This is a genomic window from Plebeiibacterium sediminum, from assembly GCF_026013605.1.
GTDB lineage: Bacteria > Bacteroidota > Bacteroidia > Bacteroidales > Marinilabiliaceae > Saccharicrinis > Saccharicrinis sediminus.
The window spans coordinates 105,457-124,790 of record NZ_JAPDPJ010000007.1; the positions used below are offsets into that span (position 1 = coordinate 105,457).

Annotated in this window: 8 protein-coding genes; all 8 read left to right on the top strand. The window is 33.4% G+C overall.

The genetic code is table 11. The annotated features are described in order from the left end of the window. Positions 1-358: 358 nt before the first annotated feature. The 8 genes from tsaD to OM075_RS05545 all read left to right on the top strand — a co-directional run bounded on the left by tsaD (position 359) and on the right by OM075_RS05545 (position 18,760). A complete protein-coding gene (gene tsaD / locus OM075_RS05510) occupies positions 359-1,378 on the top strand; it encodes a tRNA (adenosine(37)-N6)-threonylcarbamoyltransferase complex transferase subunit TsaD (protein ID WP_301189483.1) in 1,020 nt (339 codons plus the stop codon). A 126-nt stretch (positions 1,379-1,504) separates the two neighbouring features. Then, positions 1,505-1,795, top strand: a complete 291-nt coding sequence (locus OM075_RS05515; RefSeq protein WP_301189484.1) for a PqqD family protein — start codon at positions 1,505-1,507, stop codon at positions 1,793-1,795. A gap of 21 nt (positions 1,796-1,816) precedes the next feature. Then, positions 1,817-2,053 (top strand): hypothetical protein, encoded by a 237-nt coding sequence (locus OM075_RS05520; RefSeq protein ID WP_301189485.1) that lies wholly within the window; start codon positions 1,817-1,819, stop codon positions 2,051-2,053. An 8-nt stretch (positions 2,054-2,061) separates the two neighbouring features. Next, on the top strand, positions 2,062-2,964 hold the full coding sequence (locus OM075_RS05525; protein WP_301189486.1) for a phosphoenolpyruvate carboxykinase (ATP): 903 nt from the start codon (positions 2,062-2,064) through the stop codon (positions 2,962-2,964). A gap of 16 nt (positions 2,965-2,980) precedes the next feature. After that, a complete protein-coding gene (locus tag OM075_RS05530) occupies positions 2,981-3,430 on the top strand; it encodes a S24/S26 family peptidase (protein ID WP_301189487.1) in 450 nt (149 codons plus the stop codon). A gap of 38 nt (positions 3,431-3,468) precedes the next feature. After that, positions 3,469-5,265 carry an ABC transporter ATP-binding protein gene (locus tag OM075_RS05535; RefSeq protein ID WP_301189488.1) on the top strand — a complete coding sequence of 599 codons (1,797 nt, stop codon included), beginning with the start codon at positions 3,469-3,471 and terminating at the stop codon, positions 5,263-5,265. Between the two features lie 358 nt (positions 5,266-5,623). Beyond that, positions 5,624-7,957, top strand: coding sequence for a G8 domain-containing protein (locus OM075_RS05540; RefSeq protein WP_301189489.1), 2,334 nt, complete (start codon positions 5,624-5,626; stop codon positions 7,955-7,957). A gap of 294 nt (positions 7,958-8,251) precedes the next feature. Continuing rightward, a complete protein-coding gene (locus OM075_RS05545) occupies positions 8,252-18,760 on the top strand; it encodes a T9SS type A sorting domain-containing protein (protein WP_301189490.1) in 10,509 nt (3,502 codons plus the stop codon). Positions 18,761-19,334: the final 574 nt, after the last annotated feature.

Genomic DNA, 19,334 nt, shown 5'->3' on the forward strand with positions numbered 1-19,334 from the left:
AAGGCCCAGAATGAAATAGAATAATATTTTATAAGATTTTTTAATAATTTTGCGTTTTAATTTCTAAAACATTGATAGCTTTTAGCTAAAGATTTGATTATTAGTTTTTGAAAACGATTATAGTGGTTTATTAAATGTTATTAATAAACACCTTGTAAATCAATTCTTTGTGTAATGACTAAAATCTATCATTCTGTTATAATGCAAAAGTAATTAAAAAAGGATAAGAGTAAACTGGCAATCAACTAAAATTATTTAAGCTTAACAAAGCAATAATTAAAGCAACTTCAATAGAACATTGAATAGAGGTTATTAGTTTAGTGAGTAGGTTTTGTTTTTAATGAGGAAGGATACGATAATGAGTACATATATTCTTGGAATTGAATCATCATGTGATGATACTTCAGCAGCAGTTTTTAAGGATGAGGAAATTCTATCAAATAGAATTGCGAATCAGGATGTTCATAAATCCTATGGTGGTGTAGTACCAGAATTAGCCTCTCGCGCCCACCAGCAGAACATCATACCTGTAGTGGATCAGGCGTTAAAAGATGCAGGTGTTAAGGCTTCGGATATAAACGCAGTTGCGTTTACCAGAGGACCAGGTTTAATGGGTTCATTACTTGTTGGAACATCTTTTGCAAAAGGTTTTGCTTTAGCAAATAATATTCCTTTGGTTGAAGTGAATCATCTTCATGCTCATGTGTTGGCACATTTCATAAAAGAGCCTGATGGAGACAATGATCATCCGGAATTTCCATTTCTATGTTTATTGGTTTCAGGAGGAAATAGTCAGATTGTTTTAGTGAAGAATTATGCTGAAATGGAAGTTGTTGGACAAACAATCGATGATGCAGCTGGAGAGGCTTTTGATAAGTGTGCTAAAGTTATGGGTTTACCATACCCGGGGGGACCTTTAATTGACAAGCAGGCAAAAGAAGGTGATGAAAATGCTTTTCAGTTTGCAAAGCCTCGTATAAAGGATTATGATTATAGCTTTAGTGGGTTAAAAACATCATTTTTATATTTCTTAAGGGATCAGATAAAATTTAATCCTGATTTTATTGAAGAGAATAAGGCTGATTTATGTGCTTCGTTACAAAAAACAATAGTCGATATTTTATTGGCAAAATTGGAAAAAGCTGCCAAAGATTTGAAAATTAACCAGGTGGCGTTGGCCGGCGGGGTTTCAGCTAATTCCGGTTTAAGAGAAGGTTTGTTAAATTTAGCTAAGAAAAGGAAATGGAAAACCTTTATTCCAAAATTTGCGTACACAACAGATAATGCTGCGATGATTGCTGTTACAGGGTATTATAAATACAAGTCGGGGGAGTTTGCAAACCACGAAGATGCACCGTTTAGCAGGGTTGTATTTTAATGGGGAAAAAAGACCTGTTTATTAAAAAGCTCAACTCTTTTGTCAAAAGGGGGTAAGTATTTTATTAAAAGGGGGAGGTATGAATTTGTTTTTTTATATTTTTGTCCCGAACTGAAAATAAATGAGATGGATTTTTCAAAAGTTTACTGTAAAAGTGAACGGTTTGTAGAAAAAAGTATAGGGAATGAAAAGGTACTGGTTCCATTGACAGATAATGTTGCTGACATGAATCATGTACTAACACTGAATGAAGTAGGAACTTTTTTGTATGATCAGGTTAATGGAGAGAAATCTGTAAGTGATATTTTGAGTTTGTTATTAGAAGAATATGATGTTTCTAATGAAATTGCAAAAAAAGATATAGAACAATTTATCAATAATACCGTTAGTAAGGGTATATTATTCGAAAAACAATAATTAAGATTGTTTTACCAATAAATGAATAGCTTGAAAGGAAATAAAAAAATATATTCAAAGCCGGAGTTAGAGGTTGTAGCGGTTGATCATGAGATTTCATTGGTGATGATGACTAGCCCTCCTCCAGGAGAGGGTGAGAATTTACCAACAGTAAATGTAGAAAATACATTAAACTCCAGTAATAATCCAGTAAATAATTATAGTAGTTCTTCAGATAGTTATCCTTTTGGTAGTAATTCACCTGAATATAATAAATAAGCTGTTATATGCATTGTGACCATGATAAATTGGTCTTGAAAGTTGCAGACCTTATTTTAGAATTAAGATCTGATAGTGATCAAATATTATTTGATGCTGAGAATTCTTTACTTCATTATAGAATTAATAATTTTACACGAGTAGATTTTCATTGTAATTTTATTTTAAAGAAACCAACTATAAGTAATATCCAAGATTGGTCTTTTATAGGAAAACCAGAGAATAATGGATACCTAAATTATTCATGGAGGGTTAAGAGTACCTCAGAAAAAATTTTTATTCAAGTAGATTTTGATGATCATAATCAGTTGAAAAGTTTATTGGCTATTATTCAACCAGGTTTGTCAAAAATTGAAGTCGAAGTTGAAAAGCATATCCGAATACAGGGGCCTATTTATATGGATCCTTTAATTCATCCTTTAGGCTCTTTGTTGTTATTATATATGTTTCATCTTAAAGGAGGTGTTTTAATGCACGCTTCTGCCGTTATAGATTATGGGAATTCTTATTTATTTTCAGGAGTATCCGGGATCGGAAAGTCTACCATGGCCAGATTGTGGTTTGAGTGTGGAGGTGATGTTATTAATGATGATAGAGTTGTGTTAAGGTTGCAGGATGATGTGGTAAAGATTTATAATAACCCGATGCCTTATTATCAACAATACCCCAAAGAAGGTGTATTGAAAAAGATTTTTCTACTAAAACAAAGTCCGGAAAACTATATAAGACCTGTTTCTGGAGTAAATGCCTACTCAAGAGTACTGGGTAACTTTATTCAGCAGTTTTATGAAAAAGAGATGGTAAACAAGCATCTTGATTATATTCTTAAAATTTTAGATAGGGTATCTGTATATGAAGTTGGTTTTAAGCCAGATCAAGAAATTGTTTCACTTATAAGAAGTTTAGATTAAAAGGTTTAATAAGTATATGAATTCCCTTGGTTCAAAGAAAGATATTATTTCTCAAGTATTTATTGATCTTTTACAACAAGGTAAAGATGTGGATATTCCCGTTTATGGGTTAAGTATGTTCCCTTTTTATTTACCAGAAGATCATGTTCGAGTTGGTAAAGTAAATTTTGATACGCTGAAACCAGGAGATGTTGTTGTTTTTAAATCAGGAAATAAATTAGTTGCACATCGTCTTTTGAAAATTGATAGAAATAGAAAATTTCTAATTTGTAAGGGTGATGGACTTATTTATAAGGATAAGATCATTTTTAATGATGATGTTGTAGGAGTAGTCTGTCAGCATTTTAGAAATAGTCGTGTAATAAAATCATATCCATTGATTCGGCGAGTAATGGTTTTTATAACCCCATTTACGGGATTTTTGTTCTTTTATACTGCAAGAATATGGAATAAAATGCAAAGCTAAGAAAGTATATTTATTACTTTCAGCTTTTATTTTTGTTTATGAAGTATAATTTAAAAAATATTGTTCGTGCCTTAAAGCTGATATGGCAAAGCTCTCCATGTTGGAGTATTATAAATTTTTTATTTGTAGTACTAAGAGGAATAATGCCATTGATGTTGATTTTTATTGTACAGCAAATCGTTGATGAAGTTGGTTTGCTGACAAATACTTCAAGTTTAGCTGATGGGTTTAATAAAATGGTTGGAATACTGTTGTTTGCAGCCCTAATTTTTTCCATTAATGCCATTCTAAACTCTTTTGCTTCCATAGTTAGCGAAAAGCATACATATTTTATAAATGATACAATTCAAAATTTAATTCATAAGCGTACTACTGTAATGGATTATACAAATTTTGACGATTATTCATTTCATGATATTTATTTTCGTGCTGTTAATGAGGCTTCTTATCGACCAGCACATACATACTATTCATTTATAGGATTGGTTCAAAATGGAATATCTCTGGTTCTGATAGCTGGATTACTTGCTGTTTTACATTGGGTTATTATTGTGTCATTAATTTTAGTTTCCTTTTTAATAATAATAATAAGACTTTATTTTTCAAGGAAAATATATGGTTTTAAACGTACACATACAGAAAACGAACGTGTTGTTGGATATTATAACAGACTGCTTACAGGAAAAGAATTCGCCAAAGAATTAAGAGTGTTTAATCTCGCCTCCTTGTTCAAAGAAAGGTATGAAAAGAGTAAAAATGACCTACGACGAGAACGGTATACATTATTAGTTAAGAAATCCACGTATGAACTATTGGTTCAATTTGTTATTACTGCTTTGTTGATTTTTATATTTGGATTTATTGCCAATGAAACTATTCATGGAAATATTACACAAGGTGGCATGGTAATGTGTTTTTTGGCCTTATATAGAGGATATAATTTTTTGCAGGGATTTTTAGGTCAGATATCAGGGTTGTATGAAGATGGTCTGTTTCTTAAAAACTTCTTTGAGTTTCTTGACTATGATATAGTGAAAGAAAGTAAACAAAGAAAGAGCGTTTTTCCAAGTAGTATAAAAAAAGGAATATCTATTAAAGATGTTTCTTTTAAATATCCAAATAGTTCAAGAAGTGTTTTTGAGGGAATTTCTTTCGATATTGCGAAGGGAGAAACTGTAGCAATAGTAGGGGCTAATGGAGCAGGAAAGTCAACTCTTATTAAGTTAATTTGTGGTCTTTATCAACCGGATTCCGGAAGTATTTATGCTGATGAAATAGAATTGTCAGATATATCGAGTGAATCATTAGCAAAGAATATAACTGTGGTTTTTCAGGACTTTATGTTGTATAATTTGTCTGCAAGAGAAAATATATGGCTTGGTGATATTGCTAAGGATAAAGAATCTCCTGAAATTGAATCCAGTGCTCAGAAGTCTGGTATCCATTCTCTTTTAATAGATTTACCAAGAGGTTATGAAACTCACTTAGGTACACTTTTTAAAGATAGTGAAATGTTAAGTGTCGGAGAGTGGCAAAGGATGGCTTTATCCAGGAGTTTCTTTAATGATGCCCAATTGGTAGTGTTGGATGAACCAACCAGTTCAATGGATGCACAAACAGAATCTTTATTGGTTGAGAATTTTAAAATGATAACAAAAAATAGAACTTCAATTATTGTAAGTCATCGTATGTCAACAATACAATTGGCCGATAAAGTGATATTTATTGGAGAGAAAGGTGTAATTGAAGAAGGTTTTCCTGAAGTTTTAATGAATAAGAGAGGTGCATTTTTTAATATGGTTCAATCTCTTAAAAATACAGGATTTAGTTTATAGTATTTATTTCTTTTCTGCGTTGTAATCCTTTAATATTTTCATTTCTTCAAATCATTGTCAGTTCAAATAGATTGGTGTTGCTTGGTTTAAGTAATTAAATACTCTTATATACTTACATCCAGGTTATGGTGAAAAATGGAATGAATATGTAAAATATTCGAGTTATTCAATAACTAAATGTCAAAAAACGTCTAATATTCCATGAATCAAATGTTAATTTTGATGAAAAAATCATATTTATTTACGAATTCATGTAACTATCTATCTATTTTGCGTAGAAATAGGTAATCTTTGTGAACATTTCAGTGCTTATAAATTAGTGTTGAGGTGTTATGTTGTTGTTAATATGTTATGTGAAATGAAAAATATTTACTCCGTAATTTTAATTTTCTTATTTCTAGGAATTGAAACCATTTTAAATGCACAAACCACATGGTATCTTAAAAATACTGGAAATTGGAATGTAGCAACAAACTGGACTCAGGATCCAGCAGCTGCTATTACTGTGCCGTCAGGAGGAGGTGTACCTTCTGAAAATGATAATATTGTTATCCCGAGTGGAAAAACAGTAACCTTATCTGCCAATGTTACTACATCATTAGGAACTGTAAGTATATACGGAGACTTAGATATGGCAACATTTACAATTAATGGAATCTCAATGTTAAAAGGAAATGGAAGACTTTTAATGGCTGATGATCATTATCCAATAATTGGAGATGATTCAGATTTTGTTACTAAGGGAAGAGGAGAAGGAACTGTTGTTTTTTATGGAAGTTCAGGAATTACATTAAGTAATGGAAGTGCTAATTTCTTTAACGTTGAGGTGAATCTTCCTGATGAAGATTCAGAAGTGCGAGTTGATAGGAATATAGATATAAATGGTAGTTTAAATGTTAAGTCCGGTCGTTTTAAAATAGGGCAAACTGCAGGTGTTCAAAGGATAGTGAATGTATTCGGAGATATTAATGTTTTTTCTGGAGCACGATTGACTGAAGGGGGGACAGGTAATTTTCATTGGCTTAATGTTTATGGAGATTTTACTAATAATGGGTTAGTTGATTTTGCACGACAACCTCAGTATACAGAATCAACTGGAGGAGCAGTGAAGTTAAGATTTAGAGGTACAACAGATAATGTAATGGTTATTAATGGCAGAACTGATGTTTATAGGCTGTTTATAGATAAAGGAACTGATAAAACTTATAAAGTAGCTGTAAATGCCATTAGTGATAATTTATTTAATTTATATGGTCCTGTTAGCGGGGATACTTCTGATGCTGAAGATGGTGGCGAAGGATGGCAGAGATTACCCATTGTAATAGAAAACGGAACATTAGAATTAGGAGCAGGCATTACCATAGGTAGATTAGGAGAATCTATTTCAGGTGCAGAGCCCAATGAATTTTCAATACCATCAACAGGGTCTTTATGGGTTAATGGAGCAACTGTAAGTACATCATCAGGATCAGGAGGATGGCGTGGATTGTCGTTGTTTGGTACATTAAAAGTCTCTTCTGGTAGTCTTATAACACCTGCAGGTACTGGGGGGATTGCTTTTGGTACACAAAGTGGTTTAGCTCCGGAAATAAATGTTGAAGGAGGTGATCTTTATTTAACTCAAATTCGAAATTATTATACGGGTAACTTATTTAGTTATGTACAATCTGGTGGAGAAGTTCATTTTTTTGCAAGACCAGATAATACAGCTTTACCTACATTTTATATGGAGCAATCTACTTTTGCATTCAATATGAGTGGAGGTCAGATTACGTTTGCAGCAGCAAATAATCATTGGCAAGGTGATTTTTATATTGCTGTAGCTGATGAAAATTATAGTTTTACAGGCGGTACTGTAGAAGTACAAACTTTATCCACAGGAACTTTTGATATTTATTCAGTTCAACCGTTATATAATTTGAGCATAGTTCAGGGAGTAGGGACTGATAATGTAAGAATTATTGATCAGTATGGAGGTGTTGGTAATCCGTCATATTTAAAAATATTGAATGATTTAACAGTTGGCTCAGGAGCAATATTTGATGATAGTGGTTATGATGTAACTGTAGGTGGTGATTTTAATATTGCAGGAACTTATACTCAAGCAGGAGCATTGACCTTTGATGGAAATCAGGATGGTGTTATTAATAATCTAACAGGAGGGACATTAAATTTTGGTAGTGGTTTAACGATAAATAAAGATCGTCATCCATCAAGTGGTAACTATTATACAATGAGTGTAGCAGGTAATAATATTTCTGTTACTGGTAATGTTGATATAGAACGAGGGGGATTAGATGTAGTTGATTATTGGCCAACAGTTAGTGGAAATGTAATTATTTCTGATGGTGATTTAACATCATCCGGAATAGGAGGGCTTGTACTTACAGGTTCAGATCCTGTTCCTGTGTTACAAGGTAAGTTAGGTAAAGAATTTAATTTTGGAAATATTCGGCTAAATAATGGAAATAGTGGAATGTCTCTTGCAACAGATGTAAATGTAGAAGACTTCGAATTTGTAAGTGGCGGATCGGGTAAAGTAAATATGGGTACTCATAACCTTACAGTGACAGGATCGGTTACAAATGCAAGCTCTACACAGTATTTTTATACAGCTGGTAATGCCTCTGACGGTGGTTTAACACTTGGTTTTACAGTACCTAATTCTAATAGTACTTTGGTAATGAGATGATTTGTCAACTACAATCTTGTCTTTTATTAATAGGTTTAATTTATTTTTATTTCATGTATGTTATTATTCAACTAATAAAGGATATTAGATAGTTGGTGTAAGAATTAAAACCTATTTGTATTTAAACGTAAAATTCACATTAGAATAATTAGTAAGTTTGTACCGGAATGGTCAATTGTTTAAAATTTAAAATATTTAAACATAAGAGTGTGCTATATGTTCCTTTTTTTAGGCTAAAATGCTGGGGATATACAAGCTTAGATTAATAAATAGATATTGATTAAATTATATAGAATGAAATACTTTTACCTAGGATTATTTTTATTTTTTGTAACAAGTTTAACTAATGTTGTTAAGGGGCAAGTAACAACATTTTGGACTGATGATTTTGAGATTGATAATGGGTGGGCAGTAACCGGAGAATTTGAAATAGGTGCACCTGTTGGTGGGGCTGGTGATCACGGTTATGCCAATCCAACATCTGCTTATAGTGGTAGTAGAGTTTTAGGTACAAACTTGGATGGTGGTTATTCAAATAATTTGGCTGATCGTGCGTATATAGCAGTTTCTCCTGTAATAGATTGTTCTGGAAAACAGAATGTTACATTGGTATTTCAGCGGTGGTTAAATGTAGAGAGAAATAATTATGATCACGCCTATATTGATGTTTTTGATGGTTCAGTCTGGCATAATGTATGGGCAAATAATAATACAACAATAGCTGAAAATGCATGGTCGTATCAATCCGTAGATATCTCAAATTATGCTGATAATAATGCTAATGTACAAATTAGATTCGCACTTGGTGAGACAGATCCTGGTTGGACTTACTCAGGTTGGAACATTGATAATGTTGAACTAACCAGTTCGCCAAATCCTGTAAATGGTGATTATAGAAGTAGAACGAGCAATAATTGGGATGCATACTATTCTTGGTATCAGTATAATGGATATAATTGGAATACTAATGGTAATGATCCTGGTGAAAATGGAAATGCAGGTACAGTTACTATCCGCAATGGACATACCATTACTGTAAATTATGATAGACCCATAGGAGGAAATTCAATACAAAATTTGGTTGTTGAAAGTGGTGGAACTCTAAGATATAATTGGAATTTAAGAAGCTTGACACTTAATGGTTCTGTAACTGGAGGTGGAACTGTGGATATGACCAGGAATACTCTTGCACATAATCTTACTGTAGGAGGTGATTTTTTGCCTGGTAGTTTTAGTGCAGGTAATGCTAACCTTTATTTAAATGGTTCTTCTACTCAAAATATTGGAGGATTTACATATAACAACCTTACCGTATCAGGTGGGGGGGATAAGGTATTAACTGGTAATACTATCATTAATGGTTCTTTAACATTAAATGGAGCTCGTATTATTTTGGGTGATTACGATTTGATAATTGCAGATGGTGCCTCAATTGCAGGAACTTACTCTTCTTCTAATATGATTGTAACCAATGGTACAGGTCGCTTGATTAAAGAAGGAAATGAAAATTCCGATTATCAAATGATATATCCTGTGGGTACTGGTGCTTATTATACACCGTATCAAATTTCTTCAATAGCATGTTCTGATGCAACAGGAGCAGTTGAAGTACGTGCTGTTTCTGGAGCAGCTCCAGGACCTCCTACAGCAGAAGTAACAGATTTACAAAAATACTGGGAGGTAAATGGAGATGGTTTAACTGTAAATACAGCTGATATATCTTTTACATATGATAATGCTGAAGTTGGAATTGGGGGAAACCAAAATTCTTATGCATTACAGGTTTATACAGGTGGAGTTTGGATGGAACCTTCTGGGGCTAGTGCAACAGGATTTAATCCAATGGTTGCATCTGGAATTAATAATATTTCAGGTACATGGACCGCTTTGGAGCAGGAACCTCAAAAAATATATTATGCTTACCGTTCAGGTAATTGGAATGATATTTCAACATGGACTCATGATCCGGGAGGTACAACTCAAACAGCTATAGATATACCGGGTGATGACTCAAGGGTTGTGATTTTAAATGGACGTACCGTTACACTTACTTCCGATGTTAGTATTACGGGTATGAGTATGGCTATTTTATCCGGTGGATTTGTAAATATGGGTAATTATCAGTTTACTAACACTATTAAAGAGCTAAGTGGCCAAGGTACTTTAAAATTGGCCAGTGGAAACTTTCCTGTAGTAACAACCAATTACCTGGTAACAGCAGATGGAGGTACTGTTGAATTTAACAATAGCTCTAATTTTGTATTGCCTACTGCTCAAACTGAGTATAATCATTTGGTAATAAACGGATCCGCTATTGCAATACAAAAAAATGATTTAACCTTGCATGGTAATTTACATGTAAAACAAGGAACATATCGTATTAACGATGGAAGTACTGCTCGTTATCAGTTAACCATTGATGGAGATGTTACTGTGGAGAGTGGAGCTTCACTAACAGTCGGTACAGGTAATACAACTTCTGGAGGTACAGATAATGGTGGTGTTGCTCCTTTTACAAATTATTACGCTACGTACTCGCATACAGTAGTTATAAATGGTGATTTTACAAATAATGGTACAGTTCGTTTTACCAACCAGAGTTATCCCGAATATGGTGCATTTGCAACCAATGGTGCTGCAACAGTATATTTTAGAGGTGCATCAGATAATATATTAACCTGTAATAATCAAACTGATTTCTATAACTTAGTTTTAGATAAGGGTATAGATCAAACATTTAAATTAACCGTTTATTCGTCAGCATATAGTAACTTCCGATTATTCGGTCGTAATACCTATGGCGGTGAAGGTGGTGGTGCCAACCCTAATTTACGTAAGGCACTTTGGATTCGAACAGGTACATTGGTATTACAAGGACTTACTGTTATACCTTCATTAACAGAAGGAGGCTCAGGTGGAAATCCTAATAGTGATTACTATATTCCTGTAAATGGAGCTTTAGTCTTGGATGGAACAGATGTTGCGGTTTTAACTACAGCTGATGATTATGCAGAAGTTAATGCGGCTTACAGTGTTAATGGAGGTACAGGATCAGTAAATGGTGTTAATCGATCACCAAGTTTAGCCCAGTCTTTTTCTGTTTATGGTAAAGTACAAATTAAGAATGGATATTTATCAACAAGAGAATCAGGCGGTATTATTATATGGAATAAGGCCTCTGCAGAAGTTGTTGTTGATGGTGGTATATTAGATATAAAACAATTTAGATCAGGTGGAACTGAAGATGGATTAGCTTCCTATATACAAAATGGTGGGCAAACTATTTTCAGAGGAAGATTTCAACGAGAGTCTGCATCAGTAGCTTCGGTAAGTGATATTGTACATTCACCCCTAATAACAACACACTCTTTTGTTGGAATAACTAATGCTAAAGGTTCCCTTTGTATCGATAATCCTGATAATATTTTTAGTATGTCGGGTGGTACAATTGAAGTACTTGATGTTTGTGGAACAAATAATTATGCCATTGATATATTTTCAGCCGTTAAAAATATTAATGTTTCCGGAGGAACAATAAAAATGGCTCCTCAAACAGGAAGTAATGATATGATTGTAAGATCATCGGCTCCATTTGGTAATTTAATTGTTGAAAATGCAAGTGGAAGTACTTCAAAAGTTAGGTTGGAATCATCAACTCCAGAAGTTTCAGGTAATCTTGAAGTGTTGGGTAATGTGGATCTGGTTTCAGGTACATTAAATGCTTCAGGCTATGAGCTTAAAATTGGAAGAGACTTTACTATTGATGATGGCGCAACTTATACAACTGGGGCTAACCGTACAGTATTTAATGGTAATGTTCAGCAAAATTTAGTTGTTAATTTATCGGCTGCACTGAATTTGAATAAATTAGTAATTGGTAATTCAGCCAGTAAGTTACAATTAAAGGGTACTCAGTCAAATGTAAATGTAGCTGATTCATTAATAATAGCTAATGGTGAATTAGATGATAATGGCAAAACTATTAATGTATCTGGCAATATTTATAATGCAGGTATACATTCAGGGGCCGGACAAATAATTATGTCCGGATCATCAATTAAAGGTAATGGAGAGTTTAATAATCTATATTTAAACGGTACTGGAAATATTACTGTAGGAGATGATATTGTAATAAATGGATTGTTAACATTTGGTCAGGATCATTTATTGAATATAGGTACGCATAATCTTAAGTTTACATCAGGAGCTTCTATTTTGGGGCAAGCTGCTAACAGATATATACAAACAGCTGGTAATGTTGGTGATGGAGGAGTAACCTTTAGTTATGATAATCTTAGTACTAAAACCTGGCCTATTGGTGTAAGTAATTATACCCCTGCAACTATTGGTTTTTCAAGTGCTCCAACTTCGTTTGGAGATATTACAATTGTACCGGTTAACTTTAAGCATCCTGTTACAAAAACTACAGGCGGTGGAGAAGCCTTATCATATTACTGGCGTGTAAAATCGAATAATTTCTCAGGTTTTGAAGGAAAAGTAACACATAGTTTTGTTTATGCTGATGCAAATGTAGGTTCAGATAATGAAAATAATTATTTACCGGCACGTTATGATGCTTCTGCTTTTGGTTGGGATATAGGTGATAAAACTAACATTGACAGAAATACAAATACAATTAATGATTGGACTACATCAATTAATAATATAGATGGAGATTATACCTGTGGCTCTAATCCTGCATTTGTTACTCCTGAAAAATATTATAGTATAAGTTCCGGATTATGGAACGATAAAAATAATTGGTCAACAGAAGGACATACTGGAAAAAAGGCAGCAAAAGCTCCTGGAGCTGGTGATATAGTAATTATAGGCAATGGGCATACCATTACAATGGATAGATATGATAATACCGCCAATAGGGATCCTCATTATTGCGCAAGCTTACAGATAGAAACAGGAGGAGTTTTAGATGTTACCTACAACCCGGGTAGTGATTTTGGTATGGTTGTTTCGCATCCTAATGGTAATGGTAAAATCAGAATCTCTGTTAATGATTATAGTGGTAGTGTTTTTGAATTTCCAGGCGGTGATTTTTCTGATTTTAATGCTAATCTGGGAACTACAGAGTTATATACAAACAATGCAACGTCAGGAAGAACTTATTGGTTACCTGATGGAGTAGAGGAATATGGTAATTTAATGATTACACCTCTAGGTGGATCTAATATAATATTCCCAAATAATGATATTAGTATATTGGGGGATTTAACCGCAGATGGACAAAGTTCTCAGTCTTGGTATTGTCCTACATGGAATAGCAATTATCCAGGAAGTTTTAATAATAGTATACCTCAGGCAAAAGCAATAGCAATAAAGGGTGATTTTAATTTAATTGGTGGTGCATTAATATACTATGGAAACAGGGATCTGGCACAAGATATTATTGTTGAAGGTGATTTAATTGTTTCGGAAAATGCAGGGATTGGAGTTAATAGTTATGCATATAATCAGAGCATAACAATTGGGGGTAGCTTAATTAATAATTCAAGAGTTCCCGGAGGTGCTCCTAATGGAGATAGAGGTTGTGATTTTGAAGATATACCATTAATTTTTAAAGGAGATGATAACGCTAAAATTACCCAGTCATCAGGAGTAACATATACAACGTATACCAAAATTGAAACGATAAAAGTCAATAAAGGTTCTTCGCAGGCTACAACATTAACTATGGATATTACAGGTACTGTTGATTATGCATCTAATGAATGGTTAACATTAGTTAATGGAACATTTATATATAATAGAAATAGAGATGTTAATGTAAGTACCAATAATAGTTTTACTATACCTGTAACTGCTGGGCTTACTATTAACACAGCTAATAGTTTTAATTTATGCGGAGGAGATAGTAATGACTATGATGTGTATTTAAATGGTAAGTTAACTGTTATTAATGGTTCTCTAAATATTGGAAATGCTTCGAACAATCGAAATAACGATATTGAATATTCAGGATCAGGATTGTCCGAAATTGACATTCAGGGGGGTAGCTTGTTTGTTAACGGGCAGGTTCGTCGTAACCCGGCTTCTTCTGCTGGTATATTAAAGTACAATCAGAGTGGTGGTGATGTTACTGTAAATGGTAGAAATTTATTAGCGACTAATGCAAAGTTAGAGGTGTTAAATGCAGGTAGTGAATTTAATATGTCTAATGGTACTTTAACTATTGTACGAGGAGGAGGTACTACTTATGGAGATTTATATCTACGTCCGGAAAAATCATCTGTTACCGGAGGAGAAATTATTTTTGATAATTCAGGAGTAGCAACTCAAAATTATCTTTTAGATGCAAACGTTCCATTAAATAATTTAACAATAAGAGGAAATGGAAATAATGCTATAGTAAAATTGTTGTTAAGTCCGTTAACATTAAATGGAGATCTAACATTATCTAATACAAATAGTATTTTAGATTCAAACCCTGATTTTAATGTTGCAGTAACAATTAATGGGGATTTTAATAATAGCGGAGTTTATAATTATTACCTAAATACAACTGCATTTTCAGGAGGAACGCAACAGATTACAGGAAATTCGGATGTTAGTTTTTATAATTTAATAGTTAATCCATTAACTAATTTAACACTAAATAAGGATGTTATCGTAAATAACAATCTCACATTAAGTAGTGGTACATTAGTGGCAGGACCAAACACTATTAATGTAAAAGGTAATGTTAATAATGATGCGAATTACACTTCTACAGGAGATGGATTGCTATTGAACGGTGGTGCCGTACAGGTTTTATCAGGAACTGGAACTTTTGCTCGTGTTGAGCTGGATAACGCTTATGGAGCAGAACTTGCTAATGACATTACAATAAATGGGGATTTGGTTCTTACTCGTGGAGTACTTAATATTAAGAATCATTTACTAACACTAGAAGAGAGTGCTTCGTTATCTGGAAGTTTTAGTGTTGGAAATATGATTATTACCAATGGAGTGTATAGTAACAAAGGTGTTAAAAAAGTTATTTCTTCCGGAGACACACCTGCTTTTACTTTCCCAATTGGAGTAAATGGAAAATATACTCCTGTAGTGCTTGATTTATCTTCAAGTGATAATACTGCATCTGTTCAAATACATCCGGTAAATTATAAGCATCCTGCTAATATTGATGGGGCAAATGTTTTAGATTATTTTTGGGCAGTGGAAAGTCAAGGATTAAGTAACGCAATTGGGACATTGAGTTTTACTTATTTAGAAGAAGATATTCAAGGGAATGAATCCGAATATTATGCAGCACGTTTATTAGTTCCAGGAACAAGTTGGACAAAGAATAATGCCGTGGATGAAGAAAATAATCTTATTTCATTTACTGTTTCAGGAGATAATATTAGTGGAGAGTATACTGCAGGAAAGGATACTGCATTTCCTGATAATGTTCCTGAATATACAAGTGTCTCAAATGGAGACTGGTCAGATAAAGATATCTGGACTCAAACTGGTGGGGATGCTTATTCGCTATCTGGTGCTCCGGATGGATTTATTGTGGTCATTAATCACGAGGTTTCATTAGATGGAAATTATGCGCAGGCTTATAGAACAACAATTTCAGCAGGAGCTAAATTGAAGATTGATGATCTAACTTATGGCCATAACTTAGGAATGGTATCAGGTTCTGGCACACTATATCTTGAGCAAGGGAATCTTCCGGAAGGTAACTATGATGCATTTTTAGGATGCTCAAATAATTCCACCTTAGAGTTTGGAGGTTCTAGAGATTATAATATTCTTTCAGACTTATTTAATAATGCAGCTAACCTGTTATTTTCGGGAACAGGAACAAGAACATTGCCTGATGCAGACTTATCAATTTGTAAACAGTTAGTGATTGATGGTCCTGTATTAGATAATAGTTTATATAACCGAACCATTTATGTAAATGGTAGTTTTATTCGTCAATCAGGTACATTTAATAGTGGTTCCGGAGACAATGCAACAGTTTCGTTTACCGGTGATACAGAACAATTTATTGGAGGTTTTACTGGGGTAAATAATGCGTTAAATAATTTGGAAATAAATAATAGTGCGGGATTAACATTGAATGACGATATTGAGGTTAAGGGTAAGTTGTTATTAACAAATGGATTAATTAATACATCAGCTACAGAAACCTTAACAATAACAAACACGTCAATGAATTGTGTTACACCAGCATCGGGTAAAGCAAATTCGTATGTGAATGGGCCATTAACCAAGAGAATGAATCAGAGTGATTCTTTTATATTCCCTATTGGTATTGATGGAGAATTAGGTAGTAGTTTAAAATTAACTGCTGTTCAAACAGGAACTAAGCTTTGGACTGCAGAATATAAAAGACCGAATGATACATATACTAATTTTTCCTTCCCATTAACTGCTATTAATAGTCATGAATACTGGAATATATCAACTCCTGGTGGAGGTCAGGCTAACATCCAATTGGGTTGGAATGCGGGTAGTGATATAACTCCAGCTATGACAGAACATGGATTAACTGATATAAGAGTTGTAAGTTATGATGGTGCCAATTGGCAGGAGATAAACTCTAATGCAAGTGGAACAGATTCAAATGGTCAGGTAATCACTGTAAATAGAGTTTCTGTTACAGCAGCAGGTTCTGATTTTACTACTGCTACTGTAAATACCAATAAGCCAAAGGTTCGTTTTAATCCTGATGGTGCAATATGTGATTTGTCAACAGGTATTAAAGTTGAGCTTTCTTCAACTGTTCCAACAGCAGCAGATTATGAATTATCATATTCAATAAATGGAATTGAACAAACAGATGTAACGGTAAATGGATTTCCATATTATTTATCAACACCTACAGTTGGAGTTTATAAAATCACAGGATTTAAATATGATAATAAAGTAAGAACAGGTGTATTTGATGTTACAACCGTAGAAGTGTTTCCTTCACCAACAACAGCTGATGCAGGAGAAGATCAAACTTTACAGGGATTAACTCAAACAACATTAGCTGCAAATACAGCAACAGTAGGAACAGGTGTTTGGAGTATCGTAAGTGGTACTGGTGGTTCATTTGTTGATCCAACAAATCCTGTTACTACATTTAATGGAACGGCAGGTTCATCATATGTATTGAGCTGGACTATAACAAATGGCGATTGTCAGTCTGTTGATCAGGTTAATGTTGCATTTCCTTTAATTCCACCTCATGTTTGGTTGGGAACAACAAATAATTGGTTTGATCCGAACAACTGGTCGGATGGAATTATTCCTAGCGAAACAGTGGATGTTACGCTTGCACCAGTAGTTGCTCCTAAAGTTGATGCTGTTATAAGTAATACAGCAGAAGCAAAAGTTAATAATTTAACCATTGAATCAGGTGCTTCATTGACACTATCAGAGGGTGCCCGGTTTACAGTTAGTGGCAATTTAATAACGAATAACAACGTAGTTATTGAGAATTCTGTGCTACACCCTACGTCTGTTATCACTTTGGGATCAGTAACAGGAGAGGTTACTTATAAGTGGAAAGATTTTACTCTTGTAAATTGGTGGCAGATTGCCTTACCGGTTAACGGGGTTACACAATCCGAATTTGAAACATCTTTTGGTAGTGGAAGATATGCTGTTAATAGATATGTTGGTAAGGCTGTTACATCAAATGGTTGGGAAAGAGTAGCTGGTTTTGCAAATGTTTATAGTGACTCTTATAATTTTGATCAAGTTAACCAAGAGTTGGAAGGCTATTCCTTATATACTGCAAATGCAGGTGTTTTAACTTACTCTGGAGTATTAAATAATAGCATAGATTATACTATGGTTAATATGGATGCACGCTGGCATTTAGTTGCAAACCCATATCCATGTTATATTAATGTTGAAAATGCAGGATTTGATATGGGAGATTTTCTTAAAACCATTTATATAAGAAAAGGTGACAATCAGGTTAGTACATATAATTTATTAAATGGTCAGGGATTATTAGAAGGCTCGAGGTATATAGCACCAGGACAAAGTATGTGGTTACGTACTTATAAAGCTACTAATGATGATGTTATTTCAATTTCAAATTCAGCAAGAACACATTTGAATGGAGGATATGGATTAAAGAGTTCATCAAACTCTTCTGATGATGTACTTAAGTTAAAATTGAAATCAGATTATAATGAAGATGAGACAATTATAGTATTTAATAATAATGGATCTAGATTTGTAACTGAATATGATTCAGAAAAATTAATGAATGGAGGAAAGAATGTTAATATTTATTCATTAAAAGAGGAGAAGAATATTGCCATTAATTCATACACAGATTTATCATACACAGATAATATTCCTTTAGGTTATACAGTATCTTCTGCAGGCTCAGGAGAATTTACTTTAAGAGCTTCAAATATTAATAGTTTTATGCCGGATGTAAATGTTTATTTGATAGATAAAGGTGACGCAAGCAATATAATTACAGTTAACCTTAGAGAAAATCCTTCATATACATTTACTCCTACAAATGCAGCAAGTAATGATCGATTCGAATTAAGATTTGTCCCTTCAGTAACTACTGATATCAATGATGTTCCATCGGCAGCAAATAGAGATGTAAATATTTATGCGGTGAAACAGGTTGCTACTGTAAAAGTGACTGAAGAGGTGTTGCAAAGTACAGATAGAATCATTAATGTTTATGATATATCTGGTCAGTTGGTTAAAACAGTTGAATTAAATAACGAAGAAACGACATTTAACTTACCACAAGCCAATACGGTTTATATTATTAGCGTAAAAGCTAATGGCGAAACTTACCAACAAAAGGTAGTATCGCAGAATTAAAAATATAAAGATTGAAGTAAAAGAAATCCGGTAGCGTTTTGCTACCGGATTTTTTATGCATTAATGTTTCGATTTGATGACATATTCTGGGAAAGTTATATTGTTCTTGTGGAAAAGGGGAAGATTAATGGTATCCTCCTTTTCGCAAATTTAAGGCTATTCTGCATTGTAAAAAGTTAGATAGTACATGAGGTCCCAAAAGCTATTCCAACGTTATTTTTATGTGTTTAAATTTGTTTTTAATTGCCATATGGAACTCGCCAATTAAATTATCCTCATGTGTAAGAATTCGTTCTTTTGGCTCGTTTTATCACTTTTCAGAGTTCTGGAAATACTTTGTGACAATTACGATGAGTAACATGAAAAACAGCTTAAAAAACCTCAGTTCGATTCTTAAACCACAGTATATCAGTAAAATAATCTAAAATATAATCATATAATATTTTGAAATAAAAATGGATTTTGCTAATTTAAAAGTTTGACAAACAAATAATTAGAAGCAAAATCCATGTATTTAAGTAAAGATAAAATTACTGAAATTTTCGTTTTAGTCGATGAATTCTGCATTGAATTT

Bases quoted from the DNA above. Each gene is read 5' to 3' on its own strand.
- tsaD (WP_301189483.1), top strand. From the start codon at position 359: ATGAGTACATATATTCTTGGAATTGAATCATCATGTGATGATACTTCA.
- OM075_RS05530 (WP_301189487.1), top strand. From the start codon at position 2,981: ATGAATTCCCTTGGTTCAAAGAAAGATATTATTTCTCAAGTATTTATT.
- OM075_RS05525 (WP_301189486.1), top strand. From the start codon at position 2,062: ATGCATTGTGACCATGATAAATTGGTCTTGAAAGTTGCAGACCTTATT.
- OM075_RS05515 (WP_301189484.1), top strand. From the start codon at position 1,505: ATGGATTTTTCAAAAGTTTACTGTAAAAGTGAACGGTTTGTAGAAAAA.
- OM075_RS05540 (WP_301189489.1), top strand. From the start codon at position 5,624: ATGAAAAATATTTACTCCGTAATTTTAATTTTCTTATTTCTAGGAATT.
- OM075_RS05545 (WP_301189490.1), top strand. From the start codon at position 8,252: ATGAAATACTTTTACCTAGGATTATTTTTATTTTTTGTAACAAGTTTA.
- OM075_RS05535 (WP_301189488.1), top strand. From the start codon at position 3,469: ATGAAGTATAATTTAAAAAATATTGTTCGTGCCTTAAAGCTGATATGG.
- OM075_RS05520 (WP_301189485.1), top strand. From the start codon at position 1,817: ATGAATAGCTTGAAAGGAAATAAAAAAATATATTCAAAGCCGGAGTTA.